This window comes from Saccharopolyspora erythraea NRRL 2338 (assembly GCF_000062885.1).
Taxonomy (GTDB): domain Bacteria; phylum Actinomycetota; class Actinomycetes; order Mycobacteriales; family Pseudonocardiaceae; genus Saccharopolyspora_D; species Saccharopolyspora_D erythraea.
The window spans coordinates 2108689-2125660 of sequence record NC_009142.1; the positions used below are offsets into that span (position 1 = coordinate 2108689).

Here is a 16972-nt window from a genome sequence, read left to right on the forward strand (position 1 = left end):
CGCATCAGCGGGAGATGATTTCCATGCCAGAAGTGGTGTTCAGCGTCGACCAGTCGAAGTCGATGCGGGAGCAGGCGGTACCGGGCCACAACCGGTGGCACCCGGACGTCCCGGTGGCCGTGATGGTCCGGCCGGGCCAGGAGTTCCGTGTCGAGTGCCGGGAGTGGACCGACGCGCAGCTCGGCAACAACGACTCCGCCAACGACGTGCGCGACGTCGACCTTGACGTCACGCACATGCTCTCCGGCCCCATCGGCGTGGAGGGCGCCGAGCCCGGCGACCTCCTGGTGGTCGACATCCTCGACCTCGGCCCGGTGCCGCAGGAGGTGGGCGACGCCCCCGGCCAGGGCTGGGGCTACACCGGGGTGTTCGCCAAGGTCAACGGCGGCGGCTTCCTGACCGACTACTTCCCGGACGCCTACAAGGCGATCTGGGACTTCCACGGCCAGGTGGCGACCTCCCGGCACCTGCCAGGGGTCCGCTACACCGGCATCACCCACCCCGGCCTGTTCGGCACGGCCCCCTCCGCGGAGCTGCTGCAGCGGTGGAACCGGCGGGAGCAGGCGCTCATCGACACCGACCCGAACCGGGTGCCGCCGCTCGGGCTGCCGCCGTCGGCGGCGGGAGCGCTGGCCGGGCAGGCGACCGGTTCCGACGCGGAGCGGATCGCCGCCGAGGGCGCCCGAACGGTGCCCGCCAGGGAGAACGGAGGCAACCACGACATCAAGAACTTCACCCGCGGTTCCCGGGTGTTCTACCCCGTGCACGTCAAGGACGCCAAGCTCTCCGGCGGCGACCTGCACTTCAGCCAGGGCGACGGGGAGATCACCTTCTGCGGTGCGATCGAGATGGGCGGGTTCATCGACTTCCACGTCGACCTCATCAAGGGCGGCATGGAGACCTACGGGATCAGCACCAACCCGGTGTTCATGCCGGGCAACGTCGAGCCGCGCTACTCGGAGTTCATGACCTTCATCGGGATCTCGGTGGACCACGACACCGACACGAACTACTACCTGGACGCCTCGGTGGCCTACCGCCGCGCGTGCCTGAACGGCGTCGAGTACCTCAAGAAGTTCGGCTACAGCGGTGAGCAGGCGTACCTGCTGCTCGGGTCGGCTCCGGTCGAGGGCCGGATCAGCGGCGTGGTGGACATCCCCAACGCGTGCTGCTCGCTGTATGTGCCCACGGCGATCTTCGACTTCGACGTGCGGCCGAGCGCGGCGGGCCCGGCCAGGGAGGACCGCGGCCAGTGCGCGGTGACGTCCTGACCGCCGGGTGGCCCCGCCCGCCGAGGCGGGGCCACCCGCGGGAAGCAGGTGGGGCCGCCCGGCGTTGACCCTGGAACTCGACGTTTCGGAGGTCAGCATGAGCAGCGGCCAGAGCCAGGACGTACCGACCGAGGTCTCGCACAAGCGGGTGCGCGCATACCTGCGCGGCGGACTCGTGGCCGACACCCGGCGTCCGGTCCTGGTGTGGGAGCACCAGCACTACCCGACCTACTACCTGCCGGCCGAGGACGTGCTGGCCCGGCTCGAACCGACCGGAGCCACGCGGCGCTCCGGTCGCTTGGGCGACGGCACGGTCTACGACGTGCGGGCGGGCGAGGCCGTCGCCGAAGCGGCCGCCATCGGCTACCCGGAGTCGCCGGTGCCCGAGCTGCGCGGGCTCGTGCGGATCGCGTGGGAGGCCATGGACCACTGGTTCGAGGAGGACGAACCGGTCTACGTGCACCCGCGCGACCCGCACAAGCGCGTCGACGTGCTGGCCAGCTCGCGCCACGTCGTCGTGCGCATCGGCGACGTCGTCGTGGCCGACTCCCACCGCCCGCACATCCTGTTCGAGACGGGCCTGCCGCCGCGGTACTACCTGCCGATCACCGATGTCCGCATCGACCTGCTGCGCCCGTCGGACCACCGGACCCAGTGCCCCTACAAGGGCACCGCGAGCTACTGGGACGTCGTCATCGGCGACACCGAGCACGCGGGCATCGTGTGGTCCTACCCCGTGCCGCTGCCGGAGAGCCAGAAGATCGCCGGGCTGGCGTGCTTCTACGACGAACGCGTGGACATCACGGTCGACGGCGAACCCCAGCAGCGCCCGCGCACGCCGTTCAGCCCGGCGTCGTAGCCGCGGCTTCCGGGTTGCCACCGCTGAGTTCCAGGCTCATGGCGGCCCGAAGAACTCACACCGACAGGTCAGGGCTCGAGGGGTTCGACGTCGAGCTCGGCCAGGCGGGCGGGGTCGGCGATGACGTCGATGCCGACGATCCGGCCGTCCTCGACGGCGAAGCCGAACACCACGCGCGGCGTCCCGCCCGGTGCGTAGGTGGCCGCCAGGACGCCGTCGACGAGCGCGGGCTGCGCCCCGCGCGCGCGACCGGAGAAGGTGTCGGCCACCGCCGAGGCCCCGCGGATCTCGCCGGCCAGCAGCGGAGCGCCGTGCGCCCGGCTCGCCCCGGCCGTCTCCACCGCCGCGGGGTCGGCACGCAGCACGACGTCCGGGTCGAGCACCGCCAGCAGGGCGTCGAGGTCGCCGCCGCGGGCGGCGGTCAGGAAGGCGTCGACGACCTCGCGCCTGCGGGCCGCGTCGCCTTCGGTGGTGCCGGCTCCGCCGGCGGGGGAGGTGCCCTGCACCCGGCGGCGGGCCCGGCTGGCCAGCTGGCGCGCGGCCGCGGTGCTGCGGCCGACGACGGGGGCGATCTCGTCGTAGGGCACCGCGAACATGTCGTGCAGTACGAACGCCAGCCGTTCGGCGGGCTCGAGCGTGTCCAGCACGACCAGCAGCGCCTGCCCGACCGAGTCGGCCAGGACGGCCTGCTGCTCGGGCGTGGCGGGGTCCCGCCCGCCCGCGACCTCGTCGGGCAGGTGCACGCCCCGCGGGTCCTCGCGCCGCGACTTCCGCGAGCGCAGCACGTCCAGGCAGACCCGGCCCACGACGGTGGTCAGCCAGCCGCCCAGGTTGGCCACCTCGGAGGTGTCGGAGCGGCTGAGGCGCAGCCAGGCCTCCTGCACCGCGTCCTCGGCCTCGGCGTGCGAGCCGAGCATCCGGTAGGCCACCGCGCGCAGGTGAGCGCGGTGCGCCTCGAACCGGTCGGCCAGGAACTCGTTCTCGTCCATCGCTGCGGTCACATTCTCTCGGGACGGTCCGTCACAGGTGTTGACGGACGACGCGCATCGGATGTGACGAGGAGGGACCGCGCGGCTGTGACGAGATGCGACCCCACAGCCGTGGACGACCAGGAGTGGGATGCCGTCCCGCCCGGGGTGAACGGGGGCGCGCCGGGCGGGACGGCGGCTCAGAGGAGCGGCGCGGTGGCGGTGGGGGCGTCCGCCGCGACCTCCGCGAGTGCCTCGAACTCGGCGACGCCGTCGATCTCGGTGCCCATGGAGATGTTGGTGACGCGTTCGAGGATGACCTCCACGACCACCGGCACCTGGTGCTCCGCGGCGAGGTTCCCGGCCTTCTCGAACGCGGGCAGCAGGTCGCCGGGCTCGTGCACCCGGATCGCCTTGCAGCCCAGCCCTTCGGCGACCTTGACGTGGTCGACGCCGTAAGCGCCGAGCTCGGGGGCGTTGATGTTCTCGAACGACAGCTGCACGCAGTAGTCCATGTCGAACCCGCGCTGGGCCTGCCGGATCAGCCCGAGGTAGGAGTTGTTGACCACGACGTGCACGTAGGGCAGGTTGAACTGCGCGCCGACCGCGAGCTCTTCGAGCATGAACTGGAAGTCGTAGTCGCCGGAGATCGCGACGACCGGGGCTTCCGGGTCGGCCACCCGCACCCCGAGCGCGGCGGGCACCGTCCAGCCGAGCGGACCGGCCTGGCCGCAGTTGATCCAGTGCCGGGCCTGTTGCACGTGCAGGAACTGGGCCGCTGCGATCTGGGACAGCCCGATCGCGCTGACGTAGCGGGTCTCGGGTCCGAACGCCCGGTTCATCTCCTCGTAGACGCGCTGGGGCTTGATCGGGACATCGTCGAAGTGGGTGCGCCGCTGGAGGGTCTGCTTGCGCCTCCGGCACTGCGCCACCCACTCGCTGCGGTCGGGGAGCGTCCCTGCGGCCTTGCGCGCGCGGGCCACCTCGACGAACCGTTCCAGCGCGGCTCCGGCATCGGAGACGATCCCGTAGCCGGGCGCGAACACCCGGCCGATCTGGGTGGGTTCGATGTCGACGTGGACGAACGTGCGGCCCCGCGTGTAGGTGTCGAGGCCGCCGGTGTGCCGGTTCGCCCAGCGGTTGCCGATGCCCAGCACGAAGTCGGCCTCGAGCATCGTGGCGTTGCCGTAGCGGTGGGCGGCCTGCAGCCCCACCATGCCCGCCATCAGCGGGTGGTCGTCGGCGATGGTGCCCCAGCCCATCAGCGTGGGCACGACCGGGACGTCGACCAGCTCGGCGAACTCGACCAGGAGACCGGCGGCATCGGCGTTGACGATCCCGCCGCCGGCGACGATCAGCGGGCGCTCGGCGGCAGCCAGCATCGCCAGCGCCTTCTCGGCCTGGGCCCGGGTCGCCGCCGGCCTGGCCAGCGGCATCGGTTCGTAGGTGTCGGGGTCGAACTCGATCTCGGCGAGCTGGACGTCGACGGGCAGGTCGATCAGCACCGGACCCGGCCTGCCGGAGCGCATGAGGTGGAAGGCCCGCTGGAAGGCGCCGGGCACCTGCGCGGGTTCCAGGACGGTGACCGCCATCTTGGTCACCGGCTGCGCGATCGAGGAGATGTCGACGGCCTGGAAGTCCTCCTTGTGCAACCGGGCCACCGGAGCCTGTCCGGTGATGCACAGGATCGGGACCGAGTCGGCCGAGGCCGAGTACAGGCCGGTGATCATGTCGGTTCCGGCGGGGCCGGACGTGCCGACGCACACGCCGATGTTGCCCGGCGCGGTCCGGGTGTAGCCCTCGGCCATGTGCGAGGCGCCTTCGACGTGGCGGGCCAGCGTGTGCCCGATCCCCCCGCGGGCGCGCAACGCGGCGTAGAAGGGGTTGATCGCGGCGCCGGGGACGCCGAACGCGTGGTCCACCCCCTCGCGCTTGAGGATTTCCACGGCCGCGGCGGCGGCGGTCATCTTGGGCATGTTCGGTTCTTCTCTCCTCAGGATTTCCGGCCGCGACCGGAGAGTTCTTCGGCCAGCTTCAGCAGGGCCGAGTGGTCGAGGCCGCCGTCGCCGCGCGCGACCAGGGCGGCGACGAGCTGCGACACCACCGCACCCAGCGGCAGCACCACGCCCGACTCGCGGGCGGTCGACTCGACGATGCCGAGGTCCTTGTGGTGCAGGGCGAGGCGGAACCCAGGCGTGAACTCGCGGGCGAACATGCCCGCGGACTTGCGGTCGAGGACGGCGCTGCCCGCGAGGCCACCGGCAAGGACCTTCGTCGCGGCATCGGTGTCGACGTCCTGGGCCTCCAGGAACACGATCGCCTCGGCGACGAGCTCGAGGTTCCCGGCGACGATGAGCTGGTTGGCCGCCTTGACCGTCTGCCCCGCGCCCGCGGGGCCCACGCGCACGATCGTCTTGCCGACCGCGTCGAGCACCGGCCGGGCCGCCTCGAAGTCCTCGGGCGCACCGCCGACCATGATGGACAGCGCGCCGTCGATGGCGCCCTGCTCGCCGCCGCTGACCGGAGCGTCGAGCACGCGCACGCCGAACCGCTCGGCCGTGGCGGCGACGGATTTCGACGTCTCCGGGCGGATCGTGCTGCAGTCGATCAGCAGCACGCCTTCCTTCGCACTGGCCAGGACACCGCCCTCGCCGAGCACGACCTCCTCGACGTCCGAGGAGTCCGGCAGCATCGTCACGACGACGTCCGCCGCGCGCACGGCCTCGGCGATCGAGTCCGCCGCCCGGCCGCCCTGCTCGACGAGCCTGTCGACCGGAGGACGGCTGCGGTTGAAGCCGATCACGTCGAACCCGGCTCGCACGAGGTTGCGGGCCATCGGCCCGCCCATGATGCCCAGCCCCAGGAACGCAACAGTGGTCATGGAAATCTCTCCCTGGTCGCTTGCGCAGCGCCCGCACGGTTTCACATTGCGGAAGAATACTTCTGTGTGGTGAAAACAGACGCTAAGCTGACGCCCTGCGTCGCGTCAAGCCCGGCGTGTTCAGGCTGCGCGGAGGCGGCTCCTCGTCGCCAGTCCGCCGCGTCGTGAACCGCCTGGTGCACCGTCTCTCGTCGCCAGTCCCGCCGGCTTGCGATGTCAGTCCGTCGGTTCGCGACCCATTTGGTGTGCTGCCGATTGGAGTAGAGTCCTCCGGCGAGCCGTCGCCGCGCGACGCGCCCCGGTGGCCCGATTCGCGATTCCGCGATCGGGCCGGAGAAGATGGATCCGTTCCAGTTTTGTTCTCAACAATTTGTTGAGTTTCCTGGTCGGAAACAATTGCGAGACCATTCGCGAATTCCGCTCGCGAGCACTTGCTTGACGGGATGGGTGCCCCGACTCACACTCAGGTCCCACATAACGAAAGTGTACTTCCGCATCGCGAAAGAAGCTACTCGTGTCCCAAGTTAGCGCTCCCCCGAGCAAAAGACGGCTGAAGAACGTCCTCTCCTCGCTGTTCGTCCAGGTCCTGATCGCCGCGGTCATCGGCATCATCGCCGGGCACTTCTGGCCCGACTTCGGCGAAGCCCTGAAACCGGTCGGAGACGGGTTCATCCGCCTCATCAAGATGGTGATCGCCCCGCTCATCTTCTGCGTGGTCGTCGTCGGCATCGCCAAGGCCGGCGACATGCGTTCCGTCGGCCGGATCGGCCTCAAGGCGCTGATCTACTTCGAGATCGTCACCACCGCCGCGCTCGCGCTCGGTCTCGTCGCGGGCAACGTGTTCCAGCCGGGCGCGGGGCTCAACGTCGACCCCAGCACGCTCGACACCTCGGGCGTGGAGGAAAAGACCCAGGGCGGGCAGATGCCCGGCCCCGCCGAGTTCGTGCTGCACATGATCCCCGACAGCGCGGTGGGCGCCTTCGCGGAGAACGAGCTGCTGCAGGTCCTGCTGTTCGCGGTGCTGTTCGCGTCGGGCCTGCTGCACGTCGGCATCGACCGCGCGCCCCAGGTCTTCAACTTCATCGAGCAGGCCGGCGAGATCATCTTCAAGGTCATCGGCTACGTCATGCGGCTGGCGCCGATCGCGGTGTTCGGTTCGATGGCCTACCTGATCGGCCAGTACGGGCTCTCGTCCCTGTCGACCTACGCCAAGCTGATCGGCGCGTGCTACGGGTCCGCGCTGCTGTTCATCGTCCTGCTCGGCATCCTCATGCGGGTGCTCACCGGGCTGAGCCTCGTGCGGTTCCTGCGCTACACGCGCGAGGAGTTCGCGCTGGCCGTCGGTACCGCGTCCAGCGAGTGCGTGATGCCGCGCATGATGGAGAAGCTGGAGCGGGCCGGGTGCCGCAAGGAGGCCGTCGGCCTGGTCGTGCCCACCGGCTACTCGTTCAACCTCGACGGCGCGTCCATCTACCTGTCGCTGGCGACGCTGTTCATGGCGCAGGCCGTGGGCGTCGACCTAACGATCGGGCAGCAGGTCACCGTCGTCCTCGTGCTCATCCTGACCTCCAAGGGGATGGCGGGCGTGCCCGGATCGGCCTTCATCGCGCTGTCGGCCACCGCCTCCGCGGTCGGCGTGATCCCGGTGGCCGCGGTCGCCCTGATGCTCGGCGCCGACCGGATCATGGACACGATGCGGGTGGTGACCAACCTGCTCGGCAACTGCGTCGCGACCTTCATCGTGTCCAAGTGGGACAACGCGCTGGACCAGAACCAGGCGCGGCAGGTCCTCTCCACGCCGGAGGCGTCTTCCAAGGAGCTGCAGTCCGAGGACGAGTCCGGTGAGCAGTCCGGTGAGCAGTCCGGTGAGCGCGTCCCCGCCATGGCCGGCGATGCGGAGCGCGGCGCGGGAACGCCGGTCGTCGCGACCGAGAGCATCCCGGCTCAGCAGGCGCCGGGCGACGACGCCACGACCAAGGCCTGACACGCACTTCGGCCGTCGCTGTCACGTCCTCTCCCGGCGGTTCGTCATGGAGGTGAAGGACGGATTCCACCGGAACGAGGAGAGACCATGCAGGCACGGATGAACAACCCCGCGACGCTGCTCCCGGGGGTCATGGAGGCCATCCAGGCCCTCATCAAGGCGGCGCACCAGGGCGGGGTCCCGGAGCGGACGCTGGAGCTGGTCCACCTGCGCGCGAGCCAGATCAACGGCTGCGCGGCGTGCGTCGACTTCGGCGTGCGCACCGCGAAGAAGTCGGGGGAGACCGACGAGCGCCTGGCCACGACGGCGGTCTGGCGGGAGTCGCCCTACTTCACCGACGCCGAGCGGGCCGCGCTGGCGCTGGCCGAGTCGGCCACCCGCCTCGCCGACCACCCCGGCGCGGTGCCCGACGAGATCTGGGACGCGGCCGCCGAGCACTACGACGAGGAGGAACTGGCCGCCCTGGTCCTCTGGATCGGCGTGACAAACCTGTTCAACCGGATCAACGTCACGCTCCGGGTACCTGCGGGCACGAACTTCTGACCGGGCTCCGAGGTCGATCCCTGCCGTGACCGCCCGCCGCGCACCGCCGCGGCGGGCGGCTCTGTCTCCGCACACGGGCGACAGCCCGCACCGGCTGCGATGATGAGCCGATGCGTCTGGTCGATCTCAGTCATGTCATCGAACCGGGGATGGCCACCTACCCGGGTTTGCCGGGGCCGGAGATCTCCAGCCACCTGAGCTTCGACGACTCGCGTTCGCACTACTCGGCGGGCACGGAGTTCACCATCGGGCGGATCAGCATGGTCTCCAACACCGGTACCTACCTCGACACCCCCGCTCACCGCTTCCGCGAGGGAGACGACCTGTGCCGGCTGCCGCTGGAACGCTGCGCGATGCTGCCCGCCGCCGTCGTCGACGGCGGTGACAGCGCCATCGGTGCCGACGCGTTCGAGGGTGTCGATGTCGGCGGGTGCGCCGTGCTGCTCCGGACCGGCTGGGACCGGTACTGGGGCACCGACCGCTACGGCGCTCCGGAGCATCCGCATCTCACCGAAGCCGGCGCTCGGTACCTGGTCGATCGCGGCGTCGCGCTCGTGGGCATCGACTCGGTCAACATCGACGACACCCGCACCGGCGACCGGCCCGCGCACACCGTCCTGCTGGGCGCCGACGTGCCGGTTGTCGAGCATCTCACCGGCCTGGGCGCCCTCCCCGCGACAGGAGCCCGGTTCACCGCGGTACCTCCGGCCGTGCGCGGGCTCGCGACCTTCCCCGTGCGGGCTTTCGCGACCATCCGGTGATGAGGCCGTAGAGCCCTCGCTCAACCAGCGCCCGTCCCCACCACCAGCGTCGCTTCGGCCGCGCCAAGGGTGGGGTGGCGGGCCCGCAGCCGCACGGTGCCGGTGCCGTCGGTGCTGCGCAGCCACACCGCCCCCGCGCCGCCCGTGTCCGCCAGGGGAAACGGGTTGCTGCCGACCAGCACCGCCGGGCCGTCGAGTTCCAGGGTCACGGCGCCGGAAACGTACGCGCGGGGAGCGCCGTGTTCGTCGACGGCCCGCAGTTCTGCGCGGGTCGCGTCGATGCCGCCGCTGCGCAGGGCTTCGCCGTCGAGCCGCAGCGAGAGCCGGTCGCGGCTGCGGTCGGCGGAGAACCTGCGGCTGAGCACGACGCGACCGCCGAGCGCGCCGTCCACCCGCAGCTCGACAGCGTCACCCGCGGTGGACAGGTCGGCGAAGAACGGCGGATGCGGCAGGTGCGGGAACTCCTCGCGCGCGGGTGCCAGCGTCGCGTGGTGGGCCCCGTCCAGGTACAGCTCGAGCCGTTCGAGGTTCGACCAGATCGCCGCCCGCGCGCCGAGTTCCGTCACCGGGCTCGGCGGTCCCAGGTCCCAGTAGAACGACGGCTCGATCACCGGGCGCCGCCTCGGATCGACCTGCGCGCGGTACATCGCCGCCCCCGGCTTGGGAATCCGGAACAGGTCGACCACGCCGGGCCACTTCACGCCCAGGAAGACGTTGCCGTTGCCGGACGGGTAGTCGATGCCCGCCCACGCCAGCACTCCGGCGTAGCGCTGGTCGGACCGGCCGCGGTCGTGCACCCGCGCGTGCGCGAGAGCCTGGCCCTGCTGCACGTCCTGCGGGTCGGTGCGGCGGTAGAACCTGGAAGGTCCGGACAGCGTGCCGATCGCCTCGCTCACCAGGTACGGCAGGTCGTCGCGCGGCGGCGCCAGCTCGGGGCGGAGCGTGCCGTCGCGGGCCGTGCTCGCCGAATAGTCGTTGTAGCCGAACACGTCGTGCTGGAAGTCGCTCGTGCCGTGGTCGGCTCCGTGCATCGCGCCCGTGGTCTGCCGGGAGTCGTCGAGCGACCTCGCGAGCAGTTGCGTGCGGGTGTAGAACTCGGCGTTGCCCGGCGTCTCGTTGAGCCGGACGCCCCACAGCACCACCGACGGGTGGTTGCGGTCGCGCACGATCATGTCGTGCACGTCGCGGTAGGCGCGCTCCAGCCAGTCCGGGCCGCCCAGGTACTGCCAGCCCGGCGGCTCGTCCCACACCAGCAGCCCGAGCTCGTCGCAGGCGTCCAGGAACTCCTCGTGCTGCGGGTAGTGCGAGCAGCGGACCATGTTGCAGTTCAGCTCGTCGCGCAGGATCTCGGCATCCCTGCGCTGCACCCGCGCGGGCATCGCGCCGCCGGCGAACGGGTGGAACTGGTGCCGGTTGAGACCGAACAGCTGCAGCCGCTCCCCGTTGAGGTAGAAGCCCGACCGCTCGAAACGGGCCTCCCGGAAACCCGTGCGCACCGAGTGGTCGTGGACCGGCCGTTCCTGCTCGCAAAGCGTGACCACCACGTCGTGGAGCGCGGGAGCGTCGACGGACCAGAGCTCGACCCCGGTCAGGCCCGGCATGTCCAGCGCCACCTCGTGCCTCCCCGCCGGAAGGGGAGGGAGCCGGGTGGTGGCCGAGCCGATCGCCGTGCCGTCGCGCCGGAGCTCGGCGTCCACGCGCAGACCGGTGGCGGCCCGCCCGAGGTCGAGCTCGCAGCGCACCCGGAGTCCGGGACCCGCGAGCACGTCGTAGGGCCTGGCGAACACGTCGGCGATGTGCACCACCGGCACGCTGACCAGCTCGACCTCGCGGTAGAGGCCGGCGGGCTGCCAGAAGTCCACGGCGCTGCTCGGGCGGTCCAGGCCGTGGTTCGGCGGCACGTCGGGCCGGAAGGAGCCGTCGACCACCACGTCGAGCGTGTTGTGCCTGCGCAGCAGGTCGCCGACCTCGTACTGGAACGGGAGGTAGCCACCGGCGTGCTCGGGCAGGACGTGGCCGTTGAGCACCGGCCGCGCGGCGGTCAGCGCGCCCGCGAAGCGCAGGTAGTGCCGCAGTCCCGGCTCGGTCGTCGACTCGAAGTGCTTGCGGTACAGCCACCGGCGCTCCCACGACGCCGGGTCCCACTGCCGCCAGGAGAGTTCGGCAGCGGTGTGCGGGAGGTCCACTGAGGACAGCGCGCCGTCCGGTGCGCCGCCCTCGCCGGACGGTCCGAACAGCCAGTCGCGCGACAGCGGGGTCCGCCGCCGCGCCGGGCCGGTCGCGGCCCCCGCCGCCGGGCCGTGCAGCGAGAGCACCGCGACCGCCGCGACAGCGGCGCGGTGCAGGACGCGCCGCGAGAACCTCGCCGGGAAAGGGGAACTGGACATGGCAGCCGTCCTCTCCGAGCACGGTTGTCGGTGGCCGCGATCCGCGAGAAGGGGAGAGGTCGATTCGAGCACGCCGGGCGCCGCGGAGCCAGGACCGGCGCCGATGTTCGCCCTGCTGGAGCAGATGCGCGTATCCCGTGCGGTGCGGGCCGACCAGCTTGCCCCTCCGGTAGACCACCGCGTCCGTGAAAAGGCCGCGCCTCGCCACTGGCGGCAGGCCAGGACCCGGATGCGCCGGCGGCGGGACTCACGAGCGGTGGTTGGCGCTCCACTCCTTGAGGGCCTCGGCCGCCGACTTGCGGGTCTCCTGGTCGACGTCCTGCGGCGAGGGCTGCACTCTCGTGTCGCCACCGACGGAGGGCGGCTGGGCCGGATCGAAGTCGGCCCGGGACCCGCCGCGGTAGCGCCCCTCGTCGGGCTCCGGTGCCGGTGGCGGCTCGTTCTCCGGCAACGGGTCTGGGAGGACCCGCGGGTGGGAGCCCGGGTAGTGGTGCTGCCGGGGGTACGAGGGCTCGTGCGCCGCGACGGAGGGGTGGGCAGGCGGGCGCCCGTAGGTGGGTGGGTCGGTCCGGCGCGGGCGGCGTGCCGGCCGTGGCGGTCTGCCCTGGTTCTGCACGCCGGATATGTAGAGCCCCTCGAGGATCAGCACGATGATGCCCACCACCAGCGCGGCGGTGGCGATCCACATCGCGACCGCGTTCGCCGCGAACCACCACAGGCCCGCCGCGACTCCCGCCGCGCCGCCCGAGACGACGGCCAGCAGGTGGAAGAGCAGGTGCACGCCGTAGCCCTTCACGTCATCGACACCTCCTGACCGCTTCGTCGTGCCCGGTCCCCGACGTGGTCGGCGGGACCGCCGACGCGGCGCGCACGCCGCGCGTGCCCGGCGAGCCCCGATTCGCCCAGGACAACCCGGGTTACTCCGAAGACGCCTGAGCGGGGCCGGCGGGTTGTCCGGGAGCGGGCCACGTCACACCAACGAAGCAAAGGCCGCCGGTGCGGCGCGGAAATCCCGGCCCCGATGGTAGCCCGCGATGCGCGCGGTTTGCCCGATCAAGGCGGGTTGGGCGGATTCGGCGCGAGGGGTTTTCGCACGTGTCGGCGACGTGGGTCGTTCATCACCTGTTCGGGGGCGTGTCGAATCCTCTGCCAGCGGTTCTTCCGCGCCGGTCCTACGGTTGGGACAACGAAGCCCGCGTCAGGAGCCGCGAATCGTGCGTCGACGGCTCGCGCTCAGGGGAACGCGCGGATCACGGCGGGCTGCTCAAGCGCGGGGGGTGGTGCCGGTGGTCAACACGCTGGCCGTGTTCGGGGTCGCGGCGACGACGGGGACAGCGGTGATCATGGGATCGCTGCTGGGCATGTGCTGGGTGGAGCGGAAACTCGTCGGCAGGAGACCGCGCGTGCCCGCGGTCTCCGCCGCCGTGCTCGCCGGGGCCTCCGCACCGGATCGAGCCGGCGAGGTCCCGGCCGGCCCCGCGGCGGCCGTACCGGATCAGGCCAGGGCAACCGCCCCGAGCGCCAGACCTGCCTCGCCTGCCGGGCCTGTCCCGAGCGCCAGACCTGTCCCGACCGCCGAGCGTGTCCCGGCCGCCGCACCGGCCCGCGGGGCGGCGCCCCGGCATCGGCGGGCCGAGCCGGCCAGGCCCCGCATCGCCCGGCTGGGCGTGCCCGCGTTCTCCGGACTGCTGGTCCTGGTGGCGCTGTTCGCCAGCACCGTTTCGGCCGGGCTCGGCGCGTCGGGACCGGGTCCGGTGGTGCGCACGCCGGCTCGCCCGAACCGCCACGTCGCGACCGCCCGGAGGCGGCGGGCCTCCCGACCGGGCGATGCCGGCGTCACGGCCTCGCCCGGGGTCGGGTCCGCGCAGGTCAGAGGGTCCGGAAGTCGGCGAAGTCGAACCCGGGCGAGACGACGCAGCTGACCAGCGTCTCCGCCGTCGCCGAGGCCGTCGCGCGCTGCCAGGTCCCGCCGGGCACCACCGCCTGGGGCACCTGCCCCGCGCCTCCGCCCAGCACGACGGTCCCGGGCTCCTCGCCCGGCCGCTCACCGGTACCGCCGAGCGACAGCGTCAGCGGTCCGCCGCGGTGCCAGAACCACAGCTCGTCGGAGGCCACGGTGTGCCACTCCGAGGTGCGCCCGGGAGCCAGCAGGAAGTAGATCGAGGTGGCCGTGGGCCGGACCTCGGCGGACCGGGAGACCTCGACGCCGCTGGCCCAGGTGCGCCGGAACCAGCCGCCCTCCGGGTGGGGGAGCAGGTCGAACTCCTCGGCGGTGCGGCTGCGGGTCTCCAGCGACAGGTAGGTTCCGGCGACGTCGCGGCGCGCGTACCGCAGGCCGATGACCGCAGCCCGCTCGATGGGCCCGTAGACGTGCGGGAAAAGCACGTCGGACGAGACGCCCGGGGGCGGCGCGGGGTCGGCGGCCTCCCACCGCACCGGCGCCGACAACCGCGACGGGTCCAGCTCGACGGCGACCATCGGCTCGTCGCACGCGCGGTAGAGCGCGTTGGCGACCGCGAGCGTGGTCGGCACGTCCGGCGAGCAGTGCACGAACCCCTCGTCCGCCAGGCTGGGGGCCGTGATCGGCTCGGTCGGGTCGGCGCGGAACGCGCTCAACGGCATGAGGTGCAGCAGCGTCGATCCAGTCACCACGACAGTGTCCCTGACGGGCGGTGCCCGGCGGCGTCCCCCGAGAGGCCGAGATCAGCGGCGGCCGGCCGGCTGTCGGCGGCCCACCGCGCGATCGTTCGCGCCGCATAGGATCGCCTTGCCGCGAAGTCCAGGTGAGGAGGAGCGATGGCAGTTCGGGTGGCCGTGCTTGACGACTACCAGCGGGTGGCGCGCGACTACGCCGACTGGGACTCGTTGCCCGCGTCGGTGGAGTTCTTCCACGACCACGTCGCCGACCGCGACGAGCTCGTGCGACGGCTCCAGCCGTTCGAGGTGATCGCCGCGATGCGGGAGCGCACGCCCTTCCCGCGGGAGGTCCTCGAAGCGCTGCCGAACCTGAAGCTGCTGGTCACCACCGGGATGCGCAACGCGTCGATCGACCTGGCCGCGGCTTCCGAGCTCGGGGTCACCGTCTCCGGTACCGGCGGCAGCGGTTCGGCGGACCGGTCGTGGCAGCCCACCGCGGAGCTGACCTGGGGCCTGATCTTCGCGGTCACCCGCAACATCCCGCTGGAGGACCGGACGCTGCGCGAGGGCGGCTGGCAGCGCACCGTCGGGGTCGAGATCGGCGGGCGGACGCTGGGCCTGCTCGGGCTGGGCAGGCTGGGAACGCAGGTGGCGGCGATCGGGCGGGCGTTCGGGATGCCGGTGATCGCCTGGAGCCAGAACCTCACCGACGAGGCGGCCGAGGCCGCCGGTGCCCGGCGGGTGGACAAGGAGGAGCTGTTCGCCTCCTCCGACGTCCTGAGCATCCACACGGTGCTCAGCCGCCGGACGCGCGGGCTGGTCGGCGCCGCCGAGCTGGCGCTGATGCGGCCGACGGCCTATCTGATCAACACCTCGCGCGGGCCCATCGTCGACGAGGCGGCGCTGCGGGAGGCGCTGCACGCGGGGCGCATCGCCGGCGCGGGCATCGACGTCTTCGAGCGCGAGCCGCTGCCCGCCGACGACCCGTGGCGCGGTGTGCCGCGCACGGTCCTGACCCCGCATCTCGGGTACGTGACCGAGGGGACCTACCGGGCCTTCTACGCCGACACGGTGGAGTCCATCGGCGCGTTCCTGGAGGGAGCGCCGGTCCGCGTCCTCAACGCGGGCTGACCAGCATCCGTCCGGTCGGTCGGCTCGCGCGCCGACCGGCCGACGCGCGGCGTCGGCGCCGCGCGCCCCGCTACCGCTCAGAGAAAGCGTCCTTGACGGCCGGAGAGACGTAGCTCACAGTCGTCATACCAACCAGTCGGTCTGGATCTGTTGCCGAACCGAGGAGACAGCCGATGACCTCGAGCGAGCAGGCGGGCACCCGTGACCGCGCCTCCCGCAAGCTGATGATCGCCGCGCTGATCGCGTCGTCCATCGAGTGGTACGACTTCTTCATCTACGCCACCGCCGCCGCACTGGTCTTCGGGCCGCTGTTCTTCCCCGACTCGACGCCGCTGATCGGCATCCTGCTCTCCTTCGCCACCTTCTGGGCGGGCTTCGTGTCCCGGCCGCTGGGCGGGCTGGTCTTCGGCCACCTCGGCGACCGCATCGGCCGCAAGCCCGCGGTCGTGACGTGCCTGGTCATGATGGGCGGGGCGACCTTCCTGATCGGCGTCCTGCCCGGCGCGGCCACCATCGGCGTGCTCGCGCCCGTGCTGCTGGTGACGCTGCGGTTCCTGCAGGGCATCGCCGTCGGCGGGCAGTGGGGCGGCATCATCCTGCTGCTCACCGAGAACTCCGCGGGCTCGCGCCGCGGCCGGGCGGGCACCTTCGGCCAGATGGGCGTCCCGCTCGGCGTGATCCTCGGCAACGCGGCGTTCCTGCTGGTCGGCGCGACCCTCCCGCACGAGGCGTTCCTGTCGTGGGGCTGGCGGATCCCGTTCCTGGCCAGCGCGGCGCTTGCGCCGGTGGTGCTGTTCATCCAGCTCAAGGTCGAGGACACCCCGGTGTTCCAGGAGCTCAAGCAGCGCAAGCAGCAGGAGGCCGCGCGGGTCGAGCAGGCGCCGCTGATGGAGGTCCTGCGCTCCCACAAGCGGACCGTGCTCCTGGGTGCGGGGCTGCTGTTCGCCACCAACGCGGTGTTCTACATCAGCATCTCGGGCCTGCTGGCCTACGCGACCACCGAGCTGGGCATGGACCGAAACGCGTTGCTGCTGCTGGCGCTGGGATCCTCCGCGGTCGGCGTCGCGACGATCTTCCTCAGCGGCGCGCTGTCGGACCGGTGGGGCAGGCGGCCGCTGATCTTCGCAGGCGCGGCGCTGCTGCTGGTCTGGGCTTTCCCGTTCTTCTGGCTGGTCGACACCGCGACCTTGCTCGGCGTCGCCGTCGCCACGACCGTGGGCAGCGTCGGGTCGAGCCTGACCTACGGCCCGCTGGCGGCCTACCTCAGCGAGCTGTTCGAGCCGCGCGTCCGCTACTCGGGCGCGTCGCTGGCCTACCAGCTCGCCGCGATCCTCGTCAGCGGCGGCACGCCGTTCATCATGACCGCGCTGCTGGCCGCGACGGGGACCTCGGCGTCGGTGGCGGCGTTCCTGTTCGCCATGGCGCTGGTGACCCTGCTGTCGGCGTGGGGGCTGCGCGAGACGCGGCCCACCGCGGCGGCCGACCCGGCGGCTGCCCAGGTCGCGCAGGCGTAGCGCTCAGCCGGTACGAGAACGGGGGCGGTGCGGATC

General features: G+C 72.0%; 14 protein-coding genes. 7 read left to right on the forward strand and 7 right to left on the reverse strand.

What is annotated here, in order from left to right:
- Nucleotides 1-23 precede the first annotated feature (23 nt).
- On the forward strand, nucleotides 24-1271 hold the full coding sequence (gene fmdA / locus SACE_RS09460) for a formamidase (RefSeq protein ID WP_011873509.1): 1248 nt from the start codon (nucleotides 24-26) through the stop codon (nucleotides 1269-1271).
- Between the two features lie 97 nt (nucleotides 1272-1368).
- A complete protein-coding gene (locus SACE_RS09465) occupies nucleotides 1369-2130 on the forward strand; it encodes a DUF427 domain-containing protein (RefSeq protein WP_031334122.1) in 762 nt (253 codons plus the stop codon).
- Nucleotides 2131-2198: 68 nt separating this feature from the next.
- Here SACE_RS09465 and SACE_RS09470 read toward each other — a convergent pair whose 3' ends face one another.
- From SACE_RS09470 to SACE_RS09480, 3 genes are all read right to left on the reverse strand, one after another.
- Entirely contained in the window at nucleotides 2199-3119 is a 921-nt protein-coding gene (locus SACE_RS09470) for a sigma-70 family RNA polymerase sigma factor (protein WP_009942579.1), read from the reverse strand.
- 179 nt (nucleotides 3120-3298) lie between these two features.
- A complete protein-coding gene (gene gcl, locus SACE_RS09475; RefSeq protein ID WP_009942578.1) occupies nucleotides 3299-5074 on the reverse strand; it encodes a glyoxylate carboligase in 1776 nt (591 codons plus the stop codon).
- A gap of 17 nt (nucleotides 5075-5091) precedes the next feature.
- Complete coding sequence (locus tag SACE_RS09480; protein WP_269453544.1) at nucleotides 5092-5985, reverse strand: 2-hydroxy-3-oxopropionate reductase; 894 nt, start codon at nucleotides 5983-5985, stop codon at nucleotides 5092-5094.
- Between the two features lie 508 nt (nucleotides 5986-6493).
- Between SACE_RS09480 and dctA the strand changes: the two genes are divergently transcribed.
- The 3 genes from dctA (at nucleotide 6494) to SACE_RS09495 (ending at nucleotide 9267) form a co-directional block, all read left to right on the forward strand.
- Nucleotides 6494-7963, forward strand: a complete 1470-nt coding sequence (gene dctA / locus SACE_RS09485) for a C4-dicarboxylate transporter DctA (RefSeq protein WP_009942575.1) — start codon at nucleotides 6494-6496, stop codon at nucleotides 7961-7963.
- Between the two features lie 87 nt (nucleotides 7964-8050).
- A complete protein-coding gene (locus tag SACE_RS09490) occupies nucleotides 8051-8506 on the forward strand; it encodes a carboxymuconolactone decarboxylase family protein (protein WP_009942574.1) in 456 nt (151 codons plus the stop codon).
- A 110-nt stretch (nucleotides 8507-8616) separates the two neighbouring features.
- Entirely contained in the window at nucleotides 8617-9267 is a 651-nt protein-coding gene (locus SACE_RS09495; RefSeq protein WP_009942573.1) for a cyclase family protein, read from the forward strand.
- Between the two features lie 20 nt (nucleotides 9268-9287).
- Here the strand turns inward: SACE_RS09495 and SACE_RS09500 are convergent, their stop codons facing one another.
- The 4 genes from SACE_RS09500 to SACE_RS09510 all read right to left on the reverse strand — a co-directional run bounded on the left by SACE_RS09500 (nucleotide 9288) and on the right by SACE_RS09510 (nucleotide 14303).
- Nucleotides 9288-11654: a glycoside hydrolase family 2 protein gene (locus SACE_RS09500; protein ID WP_009942572.1), complete on the reverse strand. Its 2367-nt coding sequence runs from the start codon at nucleotides 11652-11654 to the stop codon at nucleotides 9288-9290.
- A gap of 247 nt (nucleotides 11655-11901) precedes the next feature.
- A complete protein-coding gene (locus SACE_RS09505) occupies nucleotides 11902-12450 on the reverse strand; it encodes a hypothetical protein (RefSeq protein WP_009942571.1) in 549 nt (182 codons plus the stop codon).
- Between the two features lie 699 nt (nucleotides 12451-13149).
- Entirely contained in the window at nucleotides 13150-13419 is a 270-nt protein-coding gene (locus SACE_RS37505; protein WP_143538101.1) for a hypothetical protein, read from the reverse strand.
- A 104-nt stretch (nucleotides 13420-13523) separates the two neighbouring features.
- Nucleotides 13524-14303, reverse strand: coding sequence for a cupin domain-containing protein (locus SACE_RS09510; protein ID WP_231849956.1), 780 nt, complete (start codon nucleotides 14301-14303; stop codon nucleotides 13524-13526).
- 147 nt (nucleotides 14304-14450) lie between these two features.
- On the opposite strand from SACE_RS09510, the gene SACE_RS09515 reads away from it, so the two are divergent.
- On the forward strand, nucleotides 14451-15422 hold the full coding sequence (locus tag SACE_RS09515; protein WP_011873511.1) for a D-2-hydroxyacid dehydrogenase family protein: 972 nt from the start codon (nucleotides 14451-14453) through the stop codon (nucleotides 15420-15422).
- A gap of 173 nt (nucleotides 15423-15595) precedes the next feature.
- Entirely contained in the window at nucleotides 15596-16936 is a 1341-nt protein-coding gene (locus SACE_RS09520; RefSeq protein WP_009942565.1) for an MFS transporter, read from the forward strand.
- Nucleotides 16937-16972: the final 36 nt, after the last annotated feature.